This is a genomic window from Microbacterium sp. RD1 (assembly GCF_052220165.1).
Taxonomy (GTDB): Bacteria; Actinomycetota; Actinomycetes; order Actinomycetales; family Microbacteriaceae; genus Microbacterium.
In genome coordinates, this window is record NZ_JBQPOL010000001.1 from 1,215,312 (window position 1) to 1,232,005 (window position 16,694).

Sequence of the window (16,694 nt, forward strand, 5' to 3'; positions counted from 1 at the left end):
CTCCTGTTGTCGATCCGTCGCCTGGTCGGGGGAGCTCAGCCGAGCAGGCGGATGCTGGTCGGCTGCGGCTCTCCCAGCCACTCGAACTCGGCGCCGTTCCCGAACATGCGGATCGGGTTGTTGGCGAAGGGCACGACGTCCGCGGCCTGGTAGAGCGCGGTCTCCGCCTCCTGCCACTTCGGGCAGCTCTCCGAGCCCTCCAGCTGCAGCGCCTCGGCGACGGCGGCCTGGTAGTCGGCGTTGTCGATGTGGGCGAAGTTGGTTCCGTCGGGGGCGGGCGTTCCGGAGAGGAAGCCCATCATCTGGTCGGGGTTGTTCACGTTGACCGAGGCCCACGAGATGTCCCAGTCGCCCGTGCCGAAGAGTGCCTCGACGAGCACAGTGTCGTCCTGCTGCTTGCCCTCGACCTCGACGCCGATCTCCTGCCAGGCGCTCATCGCCAACTCGGCCGCGGCCGCGGCCGAGGCGCCGAGCGAGTTGTCGTAGAGGAACAGCAGGCTCAGGCGCGTGCCGTCCTTCTCCCGCACGCCGTCGGCCCCGGGAACCCAGCCGGCCGCGTCGAGGGCGGCGTTCGCCGCTTCCACGTCGTACGCCGGGAGCGATCCGCTGACCGCGTCGTACGAGCAGCCGCCGGGTTGCACGAGCGCGAGTGCGGTCGCGGGCCCGCCGTTGCCGGCGGTCATCACCGACGCGAGCTCTTCGAGGTCGACGGCCTGGGTGAGCGCCATCCGCACCGCGGGGTCGCTCGTCGGGTGGCCCTCGGCCTGGTTGTACCACTGCTCGCCGGCGACCTCGGTGGCCTCCCGCGAGAACAGGTCGGCCGAGAGGATGCGCTCCGCGTCGGGGCCGCTGATCTGGGCGGCGTTGGCCTCACCCGACAGCAGCAGGTTGGCGGCGGTGGTCTCGTCGGTGACGACGCGGACGTTGACGGTGGCCGGGATGCCCGGCTCGTCGACGGTCGCGCCATCCGGACCCCACGCGTACTCCTCACGCAACTCGAACGTGTAGTGGTCGTTCTGGACGGCCTCGGTGAGGGCGTAGGGCCCGGTGCCGAGGGTCGAGTCGGCGAGGACACTGCGGTCTTCCAGGCCCGCCTCGCAGATCATCGGGAGGCTCGCGAGGCCCTGCAGCAGGAAGGGCGCCGGGTCGGTGAGGGTGAGCGTGACGGTGCTTCCCTCCGCGGCCGCGGAGACGCCGAAGGGGAGGAACGCGCCGAGCAGGGCGCTCTGGTTCTCGGGGTCGGCGATGAAGTTGAGGTTGTCTGCGGCGGTCTGCGCCGTGAAGTCGGAGCCGTCGCTGCAGGTGATGCCGTCCTGAATGGTCAGCGTCGCAGAGAGGCCGTCGGTGCTCCAGTCCGAGGCCAACTGGCTGAGGATCTCACCGTCGGCGTTGACCGAGACGAGGGAGTCGTAGGCGAACTTGCTCAGGGCGAACAGCGCACTCCCGGCCGACATCTGCGGGTCGAGGGCCCCCGGGTCGGCGGGGAGGATCTGGGTGAAGGTGCCGCCTTCGACGGGGGCACCGTCGCCGGAGCCGGAATCTCCGCCGGAACACCCGGCGAGGGTGAGGGCGAGCGCGCCCGCAGCGGCGACCGCTGCGAGGGCAGTGCGAGTGGATGTCATTGCGTTTCCTCCTGGTGTGCGATCGGGTGGGTGGTGCGAGTCTCTTCGTCGGTTGCGCGGGCGATCGCCCGGCCGTAGTGCACGTAGGCCGCGCGCCCCTCGGCGTCGGGGGCGAGGAAGGCGAAGACCGGATGCATGCCGCTGGTCGCTTCGCGCTGGATGAGGGAGTCGTCCTCGAAGGCGACGAGCTCGTGACGGCTGACCTGCTGGCCCAGTTCGACGAGGAAGCCCTTCGGATGCTGCTCGAGCCAGATGCGGCCGTCGTCCTCCTGGGACACGGTCATGTCGACGAGCGAATTGGAGTAGACCCCCACGAACGCGGACGCGTCGACGGCACCGGGATCGGCAGCGGGGACGAGCGCGCCGGGGAGCTCGACGCCCGCGAGCTCCCGCAGGATCGCGTCGCCGAGGTCGGCGAAGAGCCCCATGCCGTCGCCGCCGTTGGTGAGCAGAACGACCGCGACTCCGGAGTCGGGAACGAGCCGGAGGAACGACGACTGGCCGATGGTGTTCCCGTCGTGACCGATCGCCCGGGAGTCGTCGGTGGCGATCTCCCACCCGAGACCCCAGGCCACTCCCATCCCGGTCAGGGTGGGCAGGGTCACCTCGGTCTGACGCATCGCACGGGCAGAGGCTGCCGAGAGCACGACGGCACCGTCGGATGCGACGCCGTCGTCGAGGTGCATCCGCGCGAATCCCGCGAGGTCCCGCGCGGTCATGGCGAGCATGGACCCGGCTGGTCCGTTCGATCGCGCGAGCGCCCACATCGGGGCGGGTGTCTCCACGCCGTCCTCGCCGGGACCCACGTGGCCCACCGCGGCGCGGTGGAGGATCGCCTCGTATGGACTCGGCGACACACGCTCGAGGCCGAGCGGTGCGGCGAGGTGGTCGAGCACCGCCTGCTCCCACGTCTTCTCACGCAACCGCTCCACGAGCCGGCCGAGCACGATGTAGCCGGCGTTGTTGTACGAGAAGAATGCGCCGGGCGGGAAGATCTGCGCGTCATCGGCGAGCGTCGCGACGTACCTTTCGACAGCGTCGTCGCCGCGCCCGGTGTCGGTGAAGATGTCGCCTTCGAAGCCGGCCTGGTGGCTGAGCAGCTGCCGGACGGTGATGGCTGCGGCGGCGGACTCGTCGGCCAGCGCGAACTCGGGCAGGTACGTGCGGACCGTTCTGTCGAGCTCGACGAGACCGTCGTCCACGAGCTGCATCACGAGGGTGGCGGTCCACACCTTGGTGATCGAGCCGATCTGGAAGACGGAGTCGGTGGTGGCCGATACACCGGTCGCGGTGCTCAGCACGCCGATTGCAGCGTCGACGATCTCGTCGCCGATGACGACGGCGATCGCCGCGCCCGGGACGCCCCTCGCGGCGGCGCGCACGGCCAGCTCGGACTGCAGAACGTCGGAATCGGTCCACCGCGTAGGCATGGCCTCACTTTAGGGAGCGCCGTGCGCCGTCATTTCGTCCCCGCGCACACAATCACAGTCCCGAGTTCGTTCCCACGAACGAACAATGCCTGCTCCGGCTGCGCTTCGCGCCCAGCGTGCGGGGTGGGACAGCTAGAACGGCGGCGGTTCGTCGTCGGGGATGAACATCACTCTGGGTGGCGGTTCGTCCACGTACGTATGGCCCAACGGGCTGTGGAATTCGAGGGTGCCGTCGGCGTGTTGGGAGGCGGTCCAGGCGGTTTCGGTCTTGAGCGTGTGGTGCCGGACGCAGAGGCTCGCGAGGTTCCCGTTCTCCGTCGCGCCGCCGTCGTGGTGTTCGTGGGTGTGGTCCTTCTGGCAGCGGTGCGCGGGGATGCGGCATCCGTATCCGCGGCAGCGGCGATCGCGGGCGTTGACGAGTCTCACCTGTGATGCGGCGGGGGTGTACCGGTCGACGGCGGTGACGATCCCGGTGATCGGGTCGCAGAACACGCGGTCCCACCCCGGCGCACCCCCCCCGCGAGCCGTGTTGCGGTATCCGGATCTACGGGAACGCGACCGTTGAGCATCGCCCCGGACGAGATGACCCCGGTGAGTAGCGGTGCGGGGATGGTGACCTGCACGTGCCCCACCACCCCATCCAAGCTGCTGTCCCCGGTGGGATCGATCGTCGGCGTCGCGCACAGCAGCATGTCCGCGACCAGGTCGGCCGAGATCTGCGCGGTGGTGCGGACATCGTCGACGACAGCGGATTCGTCGACGTCGTCGTCGGTGGTCGTTGCGAGGGGTTCGGGTGTTCGCGATGCGGCCGTTGCTTCCCTCCGACGTGCGGCGCGTTCGGTGTTCGCGGTGTCCCGGATGATCTTCGCTTGCTGACGGATCCGGTCGCGGATGGCGTAGGCGAGAGTGGAGGGCAGGAGGACTTGCAGCAGACTCATCCCGTCGTCGAGGTCCGTCACACTGATCGATCGTTTCGTCACTGCCTCTGCATGCCGTTCGGTCATGGATGTCGGGTCGATGATCTCGGCGAGCTCGCGGGCGTATGCGTCGGTTCGTCCCGGGGTCTCGCCCACCGCGAACTCCAGCACCGTCTCCTCCCACGCCCCGGCGCACTCCGTCATCGTCCAACCTGGCGCCTGCCTGCGCGATCACCGTGGCGTGCTTCTGGGAGATCCGTCCCTCTCCCATCACCTCGACGGTGCGGGGGAATCGGGTCACGAGAGTGTGGGCGTCGGAGAGCTCTCGCTGCGCGCTCCGGTCGGGGATGCGCGACGCGAACGCTATCTCCGCCGCGACCGACCGGATAGGCATCTCCCGCTCCGCGGACACTGACCGGAACGCGTCCATCTGGGTGAGGGCTTCGGTGAGGAGCGCGGCGAGGTGACGGATCCGGCTGGCCTGCGCTTTCGCGATGACCACATCATCCGACAGCATCCCGGCCAGGCTCGCCCGCATCCGGATCGCCTGCTCGGCGTCTATCGGGGTGTGGGTCGGGAACGTGTCCATGCCTCCCACGATAAGGAGGGCCACCGACATCGCCCGGTGCCCGTTTCGGCACGGGATTCATTCTGTGGACAGGGATTTTTCGAGCCGGGTTGTGCAGGAAGAGTGTGGTCCGCCGGGCCCTTCGACACCCTCGGGGACTGGCTCGGCCGCGCGCGGCTGCGCGGCTGCTCCGGCCGCTGATCGAGCGCAGCGAGACGAGCATCGCACCGACGCAGTAGCCGGCGAGTTCATCTCTGTGTAAGAGTGTCATTTCAGTGAAAACGCGATCACCTCGATGACCACGCCCGAGCAAAGGACCCTCTGTGAAGCTTGCGACGACGACCCTGGGCGACGGTGCCAAGCGCGCCGCCCTCCTCCAGACGTGATGGCCGCGGGGAGGAGCGTGCGGGAGGAGCCCACGCTTCTGGGTGTCCAGCACAAGTCCGTGCCGTCGTCCCTCTGGGGCCTTTCGACTGATCAGGCGAGGGCTCGGGAGTACACCGTCGACCAGTTCGCCACGCCGCTGCTGACGCTGGATCGCGCGGCACTCGATCACAACATGGCACGGATGATCCAGTGGGCCGACGGCGCTGGTGTGCATCTCGCGCCGCACGGCAAGACCACGATGGCGCCGCAGCTGTGGAGACGGTTCGTCGACGCGGGGGCGTGGGGCATCACGGTGGCGACGGCGTGGCAGGCGCAGGTCGCCGTCGCGTCGGGGATCGGGCGGATCCTGATCGCGAACGAGGTCGTCGATCCCGTCGGTACGCGAGCGCTCGCGAGAGCCACCGATGACGGCGCGGAGATCTACTGCTGGGTCGACTCGGTCGACGCCGTACGGGCTGTGGCTGCGGAGGCGGGGATGAGGCCGATCAGGGTCCTGGTGGAGCGCGGACGCCCCGGCGGCCGCACGGGCGCCCGCTCCCTGGATGAGGCGATGCGCGTCGCGGATGCGGTGCGAGCAGAGCCGCGGCTGCGGCTCTGCGGCGTCTCGGGGTTCGAGTGGACCTACGGCCCGGATCGCTCGGCCGGCTCTCGGAGCGCGGTCGTGGACTTCCTCCGCGACATGGCGGCGCTGATGGCGCGGCTGGACTCCGACGGCGCATTCTCCGCCAGGCCCATCGTGTCAGCCGGCGGCAGTGTGTGGTTCGACGAGGTCGCTCGGCAGTTCGCCCAGTGGGAGGACCGCGCGGACATCATCGTGCGCTCGGGCTGTGTGCAGGCGAGCGACAGCGGCTACTTCGCCGAGCACTCGCCCTTCGCGAACGGTCCGGATCCGCTCGTGGCGGCGCTCACCGTTCGGGCGAGCGTGCTGTCGCTCCCTGACCCCGGTGTCGCCATCCTCGACGCGGGCAAGCGCGATCTCTCCGAGGATCTCGGCGGCCCCCGTGTTCTCGACGTGGCCGGCGCGGAGATCGAGCGGATGAACGACCAGCATTCCTGGATGCGGTTCCCGGCCGATCAGGCCGTCGTCGTGGGCCAGGTGGTCCGCCTCGGCGTCTCCCACCCGTGCACGACGTTCGACCGCTGGCGGCTCATCCCGGAGACGCGCACGTCCGATGACGGGACGATCGTCGGCTACATCCGCACGCTGTTCTGACCATGCCCCACCTCGAAGGAGACCCCATGACCGGCTCGATCCAGATCGGGATCGTCGTTTTCCCCGACATGACGCAGCTCGACGCGACCGGGCCGCTCCAGGTCTTCTCGGCCGTGCCGGGCGTGACGGTACACCTGCTGTGGAAAGATCTCACCCCGGTTCCCACGGACTCGGTCATGGTGATCACGCCGACGACGACGTTCGCCGATGCTCCGCAGCTCGACGTGGTCTGCGTTCCGGGCGGCTACGGGACCGATGACCTCGTGAACGACCGCGAGGTCGTGGCGTTCCTGCAGCGGCAGGCGGATGGCGCCCGCTACGTGACGAGCGTCTGCACCGGCGCCCTCGTCCTGGGTGCCGCCGGACTTCTCCGCGGGTACCGGGCGGCGACGCACTGGACCGCCATGGACGTCCTGGACATCTTCGGCGCGACGCCGACTCCTCAGCGCGTCGTGATCGACCGCAACCGGGTCACCGGTGGCGGCGTGACCGCCGGCATCGATTTCGCGCTCGCCCTCGTCGCCGAGATCTTCGACAGGCCCGCCGCCGAGGCCGTGCAACTGCGACTGGAGTACGATCCCCGGCCGCCCTTCACGGCCGGGTCGCCCGACACCGCGCCGGCCGACGTGGTGGAGCGGTACCTCCAGCGGATCGCCCCCCACAAGGCGCGGCGACGGGAGGCCGTCGAGCGCGCCGCGGCCCGGCTGGCTGAAGACGCGACCGCGTGATGCCGTCATCCCTTTGATCGGGGGGTCGCGATGCTTGCGCAGTTCATCTGAGTGGAATACATTCAGCTCAGTGAATATCGGTGGAGGAGCCTGACCCACCGGTTCCCCGGTGCCGACGACGGCAGCGGGCAGCACGGACCATCCGCGTGTCCGTCCGAGAGGAAGCAGCGAAGATGCCCCACACCCGAACCACGACGATCCTTCGAGCCGGCGCCGTTCTCGGCGCTCTCGGGCTCACCGGAGGGCTGGCCGTCAGTTGTTCCGCGCCCGCGGCGGAAGACTCGAAGGAGATCAACGTCCTTCTGGTGAACAACCAGACGCAGACGCGCCTCTCCGAGATCACGGCCGACACCTTCACGGCAGAGACCGGCATCAAGGTGAACTTCACCCTGCTGGCCGAGAACGACCTGCGCGACAAGGTCACCCAGGAGGTGTCTAGCCAGGCAGGCCAGTACGACGTCGTCAACATCGGCAGCTATGAGATGCCGATCTTCGCCGACAACGGCTGGCTCGCGCCGCTGGATGAATACGTGCTCGATGACGAGGAGTACAACCAGGACGGGATCCTCCCGAGCATGCGACAGCTGACGCTCGGTTCCGACGGCAAGATCTACGGCGAGCCGCTCGAGGGCGAGTCGTCCTTCCTCATGTACAACAAGCAGATCTTCGCCGACGCGGGCGTCACGATCTCCGAGAACCCGACGTGGTCCGAGGTGGTCGAGGTCGCCGCGCAGCTGAAGGCCGCGAACCCCGACATCACACCGATCTGCGTCCGCGGTCTTCCCGGGTGGGGCCAGATGGGCTCGTCCCTGACCACCGTGGTCAACACCTTCGGCGGCACCTGGTTCGACGAGGACTGGAACGCGCAGCTGACCGCGCCGGAGTTCGTCGAGGCGACGGAGTTCTACGTGTCGATGCTGCAGAACTACGGCCCCGCGGGTGCGGCGCAGGTGGGCGTCTTCGAGTGCTTCACCACCTTCGGCGAGGGCACGGTGGGGATGTGGTACGACACCACCAACGCACCGATCTACCTCGAGACCGAGGGCTCGGCGATGAAGGGCAACATCGGCTACGTCGCAGCGCCGGTGGAGAAGACGGATGCCTCGGGATGGCTGTTCCACTGGGGGCTGTCGATCGAGGCGGCGAGCACCAACAAAGACAGCGCCGCCGCGTTCATCAAATGGGCCACCAGCGAGGAGTTCGACCAGCTGATCGCCGACACCTACGGCTGGGAAGCGGCTCCTCCGGGCCGCCGCGCCTCGCTCTACGAGAACCCCGACTACCTCGCCGCGGGCGCCGCATTCGTGCCGGCCGTGCAGTACGCGCTGGACAACGCCGACCCGGCCGACCCGGGCCTGCAGCCTCGGCCCACTCTCGGCATCCAGTACGTCGCGATCCCTGAGTTCGCGCAGCTGGGCGACCGGGTGACCGAGGAGATCGCCTCCGCCATCGCTGGTCAGCAGACCGTCGAGCAGGCCCTCGAGAAGGCGCAGGTCCTCGCCGAAGAGGTCGGCGAGAAATACCAGGGCTGACGTCGGATGCACCGGTGGCGGCGCCGCACTCCTCGCGGCGCCGCCACCGCCGGAGGAGAACCATGACCCACATCCTGAGCCGAGATCGCGTCGTCGAGGAGCGCTCGGCGGCCTCGGAGGACGCACGGCGCCGGGAGCGCCGCCGGGGCTGGGCCGCGCGCACCCCGCTGCTGCCGGCGCTCCTCTTCGTCGTCGCTCTGACGCAGATCCCGTTCGTCATCACGCTCGTCATCAGCTTCACGAACTGGAACGCGCTGTACCCGCGCGACATCCGCTTCGTCGGCATCGACAACTTCATCGCGACCTTCGTCGACGAGCGGCTCCGCGGTGCCGTGGTCGTCTCGGTCGTCCTGACCGTGGGTGTCGTGCTGGTGTGCCTCGTCCTGGGGATGATCGGCGCGCTGCTCCTGGACCGGCACTTTCCGGGACGGGGACTCGTGCGCACTCTGGTGATCGCGCCCTTCCTGTTCGTGCCGGTGGCGACCGCTCTGATGTGGAAGCACGTCATCACGAACCCGGAGTTCGGCCTGGTGAACGGCATGCTGACCGTTCTGTTCGGCGCCGGGGCGCCGCAGCCCGACTGGGTGTCGATCATGCCGCTCGTCGTCATCGGATCGGCCCTGGTCTGGCAGTGGACGCCCTTCGTGCTGCTCATCCTCCTGGCCGGATTGCAGAGCCGGCCGCTCGACGTACGAGAGGCCGCGCAGATCGACGGCGCGAACGCCTGGCAGATGTTCCGGTACATGACCCTGCCGCACCTTCGGCGGTACCTCGAGCTCGCCGCCCTGCTCTGCTCTCTCTTCGTCGTGCAGAGCTACGACGCGGTCAGCACCATCACCGCCGGGTCGCTGGGCACCGCGAACATGCCCTACGTCATCTACCAGGGCTTCTTCCGCGGACAGGAGTACGGCCAGACCGCGGCGAGCGGCGTCGTCATCGTCTTCGCGACGCTCTATCTCACGGTGCTGCTGCTGCGCACCGTGTCGAGCCTGCTCTCAGAGGAGAAGTCATGATCGCCGACGCCATCCGCGTCCGCTCGCCGCGACGCCGGGGGAGCGCCGCGCGGCTGACGCTCGGACTCCTGGCGTGGCTTTTCGCAGTGGTGTTCGTCGCGCCGCTGGTGTGGATCCTGCTCACGAGCTTTCACGGCGAATCGGATGCGGTCGGCAATCCGCCCAAGTTCGCCGCACCGCTCACCCTGGACAACTACGCCGACCTCTTCACGGGCGGGGCCTCGTCGAGCCTGTGGTCGGCGATCGGCAACTCCGTCGTGGCAAGCCTCGGCTCGACCCTGCTCGTGCTGATCCTCGCGGTTCCGGCGGCGTACGCCCTGTCCATCCGCCCCGTCCGCAAGTGGCGCAACGTGATGATGTTCTTCCTCTCGACACGGATGCTGCCCGTCGTCGGCGGTCTGCTGCCGATCTACCTCATCGCCCGCAACGTGGGTCTGCTCGACAACATCCTCGTTCTCGTGATCCTCTACGCCGGCATGAATCTCCCGATCGCGATCTGGATGATGCGGTCGTTCCTGCAGGAGGTCCCGGTCGCGGTCCTCGAGGCCGCCGCCATCGACGGGGCACCCCTCCGATCGATCCTGTGGCGTGTCGTCCTTCCACTCACGGCCCCCGGCATCGCCGCGACCTCGCTCATCTGCTTCATCTTCAGCTGGCAGGAGTTCCTGCTCGCCCGATCGCTCACGGCGCTGCGCGCCGGCACGGCGCCGATCTTCCTGTCGTCGATGGTGTCCGCGCAGGGCGGCTTCGTCGCCCACCTCGCGGCGGCGGCGATGATCATCTCGCTCCCCGTGCTGATCGCGGGCATCGCCGCCCAGGACCGTCTCGTGCAGGGATTGTCGCTCGGCGCCGTGAAGTAGGCCTCGCCGCAGCGCGAGGGGTGAGATGGTCTGAGAGGATCGGCGCATGATCGATACTCCCGGTGGTGGCTCGGCCGACGGTTCCGCACGCGATGCGTCGCCGGCGGATGGTCGCGGGCCGATCGTGCCGACACCCGAGCAGCTCGGGGCCATGTTCGCCTCGCTGCGCTCGCTTCGCGGGCTCACCTTGGCGGAGGTGGCGTCGATCGCCGGCATCAGCGTCGGGCACCTCAGCCAGCTGGAGCGCGGCATCGGGAACCCCTCGTATGCGACCCTCGTCGGGCTCTCGACCGCGCTGGGCGTCCCGGTGGGGTCGTTCTTCGCCGTCGCGAGCGGGAGCGGCCTCGTACGGGCCGATGCGCGCTCCACTCTTCGCGTCGCATCCAGCGACTACATGATCGAACTGCTGACGCCGAACACGTCCGGCAGGCTCGGGGCGTACCTCGCCCACCTTCCGCCTCACTGGAGCGGTGAGGACGTCCATCTCGTTCACGAGGGCGAGGAGTGGTGCATGACGCTGGAGGGGACCGTTCAGCTGCACCTCGACGACGAGACCCACGAGCTGCGCGTGGGGGACGCGTTCACGTGGAACGCCACGCGAACGCACTGGTGGAGCAACGCCACGTCCACCCCGGCCCAGGTGCTGACGGTGATGACTCCGCCCTCCTTCTGACGACGGCGCGCGAGCGCTTGCGAAGTTCATTGCTGTGGAATAGATTCATATCAGTGAACTCTCTCTCGGTCGGCCCCCCTGCTCGCTCCCCGCACGCCGGTGCGGGCCCGATACCGCGTCCGCAGGCCGTCGCCGGCGATCTCGTGGCTCTGCGCCGGCGCCTGCACCGCATCCCCGAAGTGGGTCTACATCTGCCGCTGACGCAGGCGGCCATCCTCGACGAGCTGGCGGGTCTCCCGCTCGAGATCTCGACCGGCAAGGGCCTGTCGTCGATCACCGCGGTGCTGCGCGGTGCGGGGGCGGGGCCGACGGTGCTCCTGCGCGCCGACATGGACGGTCTCCCGGTCGCCGAGCTCGCGCCCGTCGCCTTCGCGTCGACGAACGGTGCGATGCACGCCTGCGGTCATGACCTCCACCTCGCCGCGTTGGTCGGCGCGCTGCGCATCCTGAGCGACCGGCGTTCCGCGTTCGACGGCACGGTCGTCGCCATGTTCCAGCCGGGCGAGGAGGGGCACGACGGCGCGCGTGCCATGCTCGACGAAGGAGTGCTCGCCGCCGCCGGGCGGCCCGTGGCGTCGTACGGGATCCACGTCTTCTCGCACCTGGACAGCGGCGTCTTCTCCTGCCGAGCCGGCGTGATGATGGGCAGCATCCTCAACCTCGAGCTCCGTTTCCGGGGCCGAGGTGGCCACGCCGCTCGGCCCGCCGACGCCCGGAACCCCATCCTGGCCGCATCGCTCGCGGTGCAGGCCGTGCAGGGCTGGGTCACGCAGTCGTCGTCGCCCTCCGACCCCGTCGTCGCCACGGTCGGCGCCTTCCTCGCCGGGGACGCTCCGAACGTCATCCCCGACGACGCGATCCTGCGCCTCAGCATCCGCGCCGTCACGTCGGAGCGCGCGGGGCAGGTCGAGGAGGGCGTGGTCGGCGTCGCGCGCTCGGTCGCCGCGGGCTACGGGATCGAGGTGGACGTGGACCGGGGTGTCCATCTGCCCCCGACGCGCTCGGATGCGGCGGAGTCCGAGCGCGTGCGGCGAGTCGTCACCGCCCTCTTCGGCGCCGACCGATTCCGCGAGCTCGCCCGACCGGAGATGATCGCCGAGGACTTCTCATACGTGCTCGACGAGACCGGGGGTGCGTTCGTGTTCGTGGGCGCCGGCGGCGCGACCCCGGACCGGGAGTCCAACCATTCGCCGAGGGCGGAGTTCGATGACGGCCCCCTCCTGGACGCCGCCCGGATGCTCGCCGCGCTCGCCGAGAGCCGGCTCGCCGATGGCTGACGCCGCGCCCCGGAGGGGCTGAGCCATGCCGCCGCGTCACGCGCTCCTCGCTCTCCTCGTCGTCCTCATCTGGGGGACGAACTTCCTCGTCATCGACATCGGGCTCGCCGATGTCCCGCCGCTGCTGTTCCTCGCCCTCCGCTTCGCACTGGTCGTCTTTCCCGCGATCCTGTTCATCCCGCCGCCGCGGATGGCGCGGCGCGACATCGTGCTGATCGGCTCGTTCCTCAGCCTGGGACAGTTCGCGCTGCTCTATATCGCGCTCGCTCTCGGACTTCCTCCCGGTCTGACGTCCGTCTTGCATCAAGCGCAGGTGCTCCTGACGGTGCTCGTCGGAGCGTTCCTGCTGCGCGAACGCCCCACGCGGCGACAGCTCCTGGGCATCCTCGTCGGTACCGCCGGTCTCGCCGTCGTCGTCGCGGGGCGCGGGGACGACGCGCCGTGGCTGGCGGTGGTGATCCTCGCCGGGGCGTCGTTGTGCTGGGCGATCGGCAACGTCCTGACCCGCCGCGCAGGCTCCACCGCCGGACTCTCCCTGGTGGTGTGGTCGGGCATCGTCGTGCCCGTCCCCGCGCTCGTGCTGTCGCTCGTCATCGATTCGCCGGCCGTGGTGTGGGAGTCGCTGGGGAGCCTGTCGGTCGCCGCCATCCTGTCGACGCTCTTCGCCGTCGTGCTGTCGTCCTTCGTCGGCTACGGGATCTGGAGCTACCTGCTGGGGCGCTACCCGTCGTCGGCCGTCGTGCCGTGGGCGCTGCTCCTGCCCGTGGTCGGCATCGTGGCGGCATGGGCCGTGCAGCACGAGGCGCCCACAACCGGGACGCTCATCGGCGGAGCGGTGCTCCTCGTCGGACTCGGCGTCGCCATCACCGGCCGGCGTGAGGCCGTCCGGTGACCTCCTCCCGCGACAGGCGGGCACCCCACACCCTCGCCGTCGTCGACAGCATCCGCACCGCGACCGCCGTCGCGGCCGATCGGGAGACGGCGATCAGGTGGCGGCGCGCGTGACCAGCTCCGTCACGGCCTTCTCGACCGCGGGCGTCCAGCGGATCACGGCGAAGCCGATGGGCCAGAAGTCGCCGTCGTCCAACTGCGCCCTGTCCTCGAAGCCGATCGTGGCGTAGCGCGCCTTGAATTTGCCCGCCGGTTGGAGGAAGACGACGATCTTGCCTTCCTCGTTCGCGAATCCCGGCATGCCGTAATAGGTCTTCGGAACGAGTTGCGGTGCCACCGCATTGACCACGTCGCGCAGTCCCTCAGCGAGCGGGCGGTCGCTGTCGTCGAGGCCGTCGATCGCGTCCTGCAGCGCCTTCTCGCCCGCTGCGCGGTTCTTCCCCGCCTTCGCCTGCGCGCGCAACTCCTTCGCGCGGTCCTTGACCGCCTGTCGCTCCTCCGCGGTGAGCCCGTCGTCCTGCCCGGCCATGGCCGTCTCCTCTCGTCGTACGGGAGTCACGCTACGCGGCGGCAGGAGCTCGGTCTTCTCGATTCCTGACCAGTTCGCGAAGCTCTTCTGCGCCGACGTGGGCGCCGAAGGCGGATGCCCCGGGCTGCAGCCGCTTGCCGTCCGCGAGGGCCCCCACGACGACCGGGTCGAATCCGAGCCGGTCGACGATCTCCGCCGCCGCGGCGATGTCGTCCGCGCGGTCGCCCGCGATCGCCACGCCGATGCGGTCCGCCGCCCCGGGCGAGCGGGCGCCGTCCTGCAGGTCGTGGTAGCCGACGTGATTGAACGCCTTCACGACGCGGGAGTCGTTCAAGAACTCCTGCACCAGCTCGCTTGTCGAGACTGCGGATGCGGTGAACTCGGGGCGATCGCCGTCGGTCTCACGCCAGTGGTTCATGGCATCAAGCACCAGCTTCCCCGCCAGCGCGTCCGCGGGAAGCGTCCGGTACTTGCCCAGCGGCACCGCGAGGATGACGGCGTCCGCCTCCGCGGCGGCACGTTCGGGATCGACGGCGATCGCTCCCGGGGCGAAGACCTCCACGGTCAGCGCGATGCGCTCCGGGCTCCCCGAGCCGGCGACGAGCACGCGATACCCGGCGGCGAGAGCGAGCCGTGCCAGGACCATGCCGACCTTTCCCGCGCCGAGGATGCCGACGGTCGTCATCGCCGCGCCTCCGCCGCCGCATCCGCGATCGGCTGCGACGCCAAAAGCTCGCGCACCCGCGGCAACACGGTCGTCCCGAGCAGCTCGATCGATCGTGCGCGAGCCTCCCGCGGGAGGTGCAGCACGTCGTACTTGAGGTCGAAACGCGAGAGTGAGAGGTCGCGCGCCGAACGGGCGATGCGCTGTGCCACCGTCTCGGGAGATCCGATGTACAGCGCGCCCGACTCGACCTCGCGGAGGAAGCGCTCCTCGGTAGGTTCGTAGAACCCGCGCTCGCGAGCCAGTTGCTCGACGACGGGCCTCCAGTGCTGCCACCACACGGCGCGAGCCTCCTCGTCGGTGTCGGCGACGAGTCCGGGGGAGTGCTGCCCGACAGGGAGCGCCGGACGGCCGAACTGCGCGAGAGCCCGGTGATACAGCGCCACGTGGTCGGCGAAGCGCTGCGGCTGGCCGCCGATGATCGCGATCATGAGCGGCAGCCCGTGCTGGGCGGCGCGGATGACGGACGCGGGACTTCCGCCGACCCCGATCCACGTGGGGATGCCGCCCTCGCGCATGCGGGGCTGCAGACGCGCATCGACCAGCGGCGATCGAAAGCGACCGCTCCACGTCACGCGCTCCTCGCGCTGGAGGCGGAGGAAGAGATCGAGCTTCTCTTCGAACAGTTCCTCGTACTGCGCGAGGTCGAACCCGAACAGCGGAAAGGAGTCGACTGCCGAGCCGCGCCCGAGCACGATCTCGGCGCGTCCGCCGGAGATCGCGTCGACGGTGGCGAACGCCTGATACATCCGCACCGGGTCGTTCGTGCTGAGGACCGTCACCGCCGTGCCGAGGCGGATACGAGACGTCGCCTGTGCGGCGGCGGCGAGGAGGACGGGCGTCGCGGAGTCGGTGTTGCCCTCGCGGTAGTGCTCGCCGACGTTGAAGACGTCGAGCCCGGATGCTTCGGCGAGCTGCGCCTCTTCGACGAGCAATCTGACCGTCTCGGCATCGGAGAGTACCCGGCCGTGGGACGTGGCCACCTCGCCGAACGAGTCCAGCCCCATCTGGATCCCGCGCTGCGCAGAGGTCATTGACGTGTCAATCATGCGTCTATAGTAGACACGTCAACGAGAGGGAGGCATCGTGAGGCCGAGAAGACTCACCGCCGACGAGCTCCGCGTCTGGCGGGACTACACCGAGACGGCCGAGATCGTCCGTTCGCGCCTGACCAGCCGGATGCTCGCGGAGTCGTCCCTCTCACCGGGCGATTACGGTGTGCTCCTCGCGCTGAGCGAGGCCGGTGGCAAGCGCCTCCGCTCCTCCGAGCTCGCCGCAGTGGTGGGGTGGGAGCGCAGCCGACTGTCCCACCAGCTCGGGCGGATGGAGAAACGCGGGCTCGTCGCGCGCGAGGAGTGCCTCGATGACAACCGCGGCGCATACGTCGTGCTCACCGATGCCGGGGCGACGGCGTTTCGCCGCGGATCGGTCCCCCACCTTCGCGCCGTCCGAGAAACGTTCCTCGATGCCCTCACCCCCGAGCAGCTCGCCGCGGTCGCCGACGTCACCGCGGCGCTGCGCGCCCATCTCGGCTAGCCCGCTCCGGCGTCGACGCGGAGTTCGGGGCGCTCGTTGTGCTTTGGGGCGACCGATGAGCGCCCCGAAGCACATCCGGCGCCCCGATCGGGACGCCGCGCCGCTCCGTGCCGGCGCGGGGGTGGCGATGACAGACTGGGGACATGACCTCTTCCGCCCCCGCCGCAGCGCCGGCGCGCCGCGGTCGGCCCGGATACGACCGCGACGGCGTGCTGGCCGTGGCGGTGCAGCTGTTCAACGAGCAGGGCTATGACGCGACGTCGGTGTCCGATCTCGCGTCGCGCCTCGGGCTGACGAAGTCGGCCCTGTACCACCACTTCTCCTCGAAGGAGCAGCTGCTGGCCGTGGCGCTCGACTCGGCGCTGGGGAGCCTGGAGGCGGTGCTCGACGAGCCGGATGCCACGCAGGGCGCGGCGTTCGACCGGCTTCGGCACGTCATCCGCGGCGCGGCCGAGGTCCTCGTCGCGCAGCTGCCGTCGGTGACGCTGCTGCTGCGTGTCCGCGGCAACAGCGCTGTCGAACAGGACGCGCTCGAGCGACGGCGCCTGTTCGACCAGCGGGTCACCCGCCTCGTGGCGGAGGCCCAGCGCGAGGGCGATGTGCGCACCGACGTCGACGCAGCGGTGGTCGCGCGCCTCATCTTCGGCATGATCAATTCGGTCGTGGAGTGGTACCGCCCGGGCGGACCCGTCGACGGCGGACGTCTCGCCCACGACATCCTCACCGTGGCGCTCGACGGCCTCACGACGAACGCCTCGACCCGGCACCGCGCGTAGGCGGTACCGCGCCGAGGC

At 69.7% G+C, this 16,694-nt stretch carries 16 protein-coding genes and 1 pseudogene; 11 read left to right on the plus strand and 6 right to left on the minus strand.

Translation table 11 applies throughout. The features are described from left to right. Positions 1-35: 35 nt before the first annotated feature. Positions 36-1,622: an ABC transporter substrate-binding protein gene (locus ACTU3I_RS05845; RefSeq protein WP_442924717.1), complete on the minus strand. Its 1,587-nt coding sequence runs from the start codon at positions 1,620-1,622 to the stop codon at positions 36-38. After that, positions 1,619-3,052: a serine hydrolase domain-containing protein gene (locus ACTU3I_RS05850; protein WP_442924718.1), complete on the minus strand. Its 1,434-nt coding sequence runs from the start codon at positions 3,050-3,052 to the stop codon at positions 1,619-1,621. Before ACTU3I_RS05850 ends, ACTU3I_RS05845 begins: the two co-directional genes overlap by 4 nt. Positions 3,053-3,331: 279 nt before the next feature. Between ACTU3I_RS05850 and ACTU3I_RS05855 the strand changes: the two genes are divergently transcribed. Further along, positions 3,332-3,484, plus strand: a complete 153-nt coding sequence (locus ACTU3I_RS05855; protein ID WP_442924719.1) for a hypothetical protein — start codon at positions 3,332-3,334, stop codon at positions 3,482-3,484. Here ACTU3I_RS05855 and ACTU3I_RS05860 read toward each other — a convergent pair. Further along, a pseudogene (locus ACTU3I_RS05860) lies at positions 3,475-4,588 on the minus strand (DUF222 domain-containing protein). The gene ACTU3I_RS05855 and the pseudogene ACTU3I_RS05860 sit on opposite strands and share 10 nt — an antisense overlap. Before the next feature lie 352 nt (positions 4,589-4,940). Here ACTU3I_RS05860 and ACTU3I_RS05865 point away from each other — a divergent pair. The 8 genes from ACTU3I_RS05865 to ACTU3I_RS05900 all read left to right on the plus strand — a co-directional run bounded on the left by ACTU3I_RS05865 (position 4,941) and on the right by ACTU3I_RS05900 (position 13,112). Continuing rightward, positions 4,941-6,137 carry an amino acid deaminase gene (locus ACTU3I_RS05865; RefSeq protein ID WP_442924720.1) on the plus strand — a complete coding sequence of 399 codons (1,197 nt, stop codon included), beginning with the start codon at positions 4,941-4,943 and terminating at the stop codon, positions 6,135-6,137. 26 nt (positions 6,138-6,163) lie between these two features. Beyond that, positions 6,164-6,865, plus strand: coding sequence for a DJ-1/PfpI family protein (locus ACTU3I_RS05870; RefSeq protein WP_442924721.1), 702 nt, complete (start codon positions 6,164-6,166; stop codon positions 6,863-6,865). 173 nt (positions 6,866-7,038) lie between these two features. Next, positions 7,039-8,397, plus strand: coding sequence for an ABC transporter substrate-binding protein (locus tag ACTU3I_RS05875; RefSeq protein ID WP_442924722.1), 1,359 nt, complete (start codon positions 7,039-7,041; stop codon positions 8,395-8,397). A gap of 62 nt (positions 8,398-8,459) precedes the next feature. Next, positions 8,460-9,410, plus strand: a complete 951-nt coding sequence (locus ACTU3I_RS05880) for a carbohydrate ABC transporter permease (RefSeq protein ID WP_442924723.1) — start codon at positions 8,460-8,462, stop codon at positions 9,408-9,410. Then, positions 9,407-10,270: a carbohydrate ABC transporter permease gene (locus ACTU3I_RS05885; protein ID WP_442924724.1), complete on the plus strand. Its 864-nt coding sequence runs from the start codon at positions 9,407-9,409 to the stop codon at positions 10,268-10,270. The genes ACTU3I_RS05880 and ACTU3I_RS05885 overlap by 4 nt, the downstream gene beginning before the upstream one ends. Positions 10,271-10,316: 46 nt before the next feature. Continuing rightward, positions 10,317-10,943, plus strand: coding sequence for a helix-turn-helix domain-containing protein (locus ACTU3I_RS05890; protein WP_442924725.1), 627 nt, complete (start codon positions 10,317-10,319; stop codon positions 10,941-10,943). 53 nt (positions 10,944-10,996) lie between these two features. Beyond that, on the plus strand, positions 10,997-12,220 hold the full coding sequence (locus ACTU3I_RS05895; protein ID WP_442924726.1) for a M20 metallopeptidase family protein: 1,224 nt from the start codon (positions 10,997-10,999) through the stop codon (positions 12,218-12,220). 25 nt (positions 12,221-12,245) lie between these two features. After that, positions 12,246-13,112, plus strand: a complete 867-nt coding sequence (locus ACTU3I_RS05900; protein WP_442924727.1) for an EamA family transporter — start codon at positions 12,246-12,248, stop codon at positions 13,110-13,112. 93 nt (positions 13,113-13,205) lie between these two features. Here ACTU3I_RS05900 and ACTU3I_RS05905 read toward each other — a convergent pair whose 3' ends face one another. The 3 genes from ACTU3I_RS05905 to ACTU3I_RS05915 are packed head-to-tail and all read right to left on the minus strand — an operon-like array spanning position 13,206 to position 15,413. Continuing rightward, positions 13,206-13,640: a hypothetical protein gene (locus tag ACTU3I_RS05905; RefSeq protein WP_442924728.1), complete on the minus strand. Its 435-nt coding sequence runs from the start codon at positions 13,638-13,640 to the stop codon at positions 13,206-13,208. A gap of 31 nt (positions 13,641-13,671) precedes the next feature. Then, complete coding sequence (locus ACTU3I_RS05910; RefSeq protein WP_442924729.1) at positions 13,672-14,325, minus strand: NADPH-dependent F420 reductase; 654 nt, start codon at positions 14,323-14,325, stop codon at positions 13,672-13,674. Next, complete coding sequence (locus ACTU3I_RS05915; protein ID WP_442924730.1) at positions 14,322-15,413, minus strand: LLM class flavin-dependent oxidoreductase; 1,092 nt, start codon at positions 15,411-15,413, stop codon at positions 14,322-14,324. Before ACTU3I_RS05915 ends, ACTU3I_RS05910 begins: the two co-directional genes overlap by 4 nt. 37 nt (positions 15,414-15,450) lie before the next feature. Between ACTU3I_RS05915 and ACTU3I_RS05920 the strand changes: the two genes are divergently transcribed. Together ACTU3I_RS05920 and ACTU3I_RS05925 are read left to right on the plus strand one after the other, a co-directional pair. Further along, positions 15,451-15,900 (plus strand): MarR family winged helix-turn-helix transcriptional regulator, encoded by a 450-nt coding sequence (locus ACTU3I_RS05920; RefSeq protein ID WP_442924731.1) that lies wholly within the window; start codon positions 15,451-15,453, stop codon positions 15,898-15,900. A 143-nt stretch (positions 15,901-16,043) separates the two neighbouring features. Then, positions 16,044-16,676 carry a TetR/AcrR family transcriptional regulator gene (locus ACTU3I_RS05925; protein WP_442924732.1) on the plus strand — a complete coding sequence of 211 codons (633 nt, stop codon included), beginning with the start codon at positions 16,044-16,046 and terminating at the stop codon, positions 16,674-16,676. The last annotated feature ends 18 nt before the right edge of the window (positions 16,677-16,694 follow it).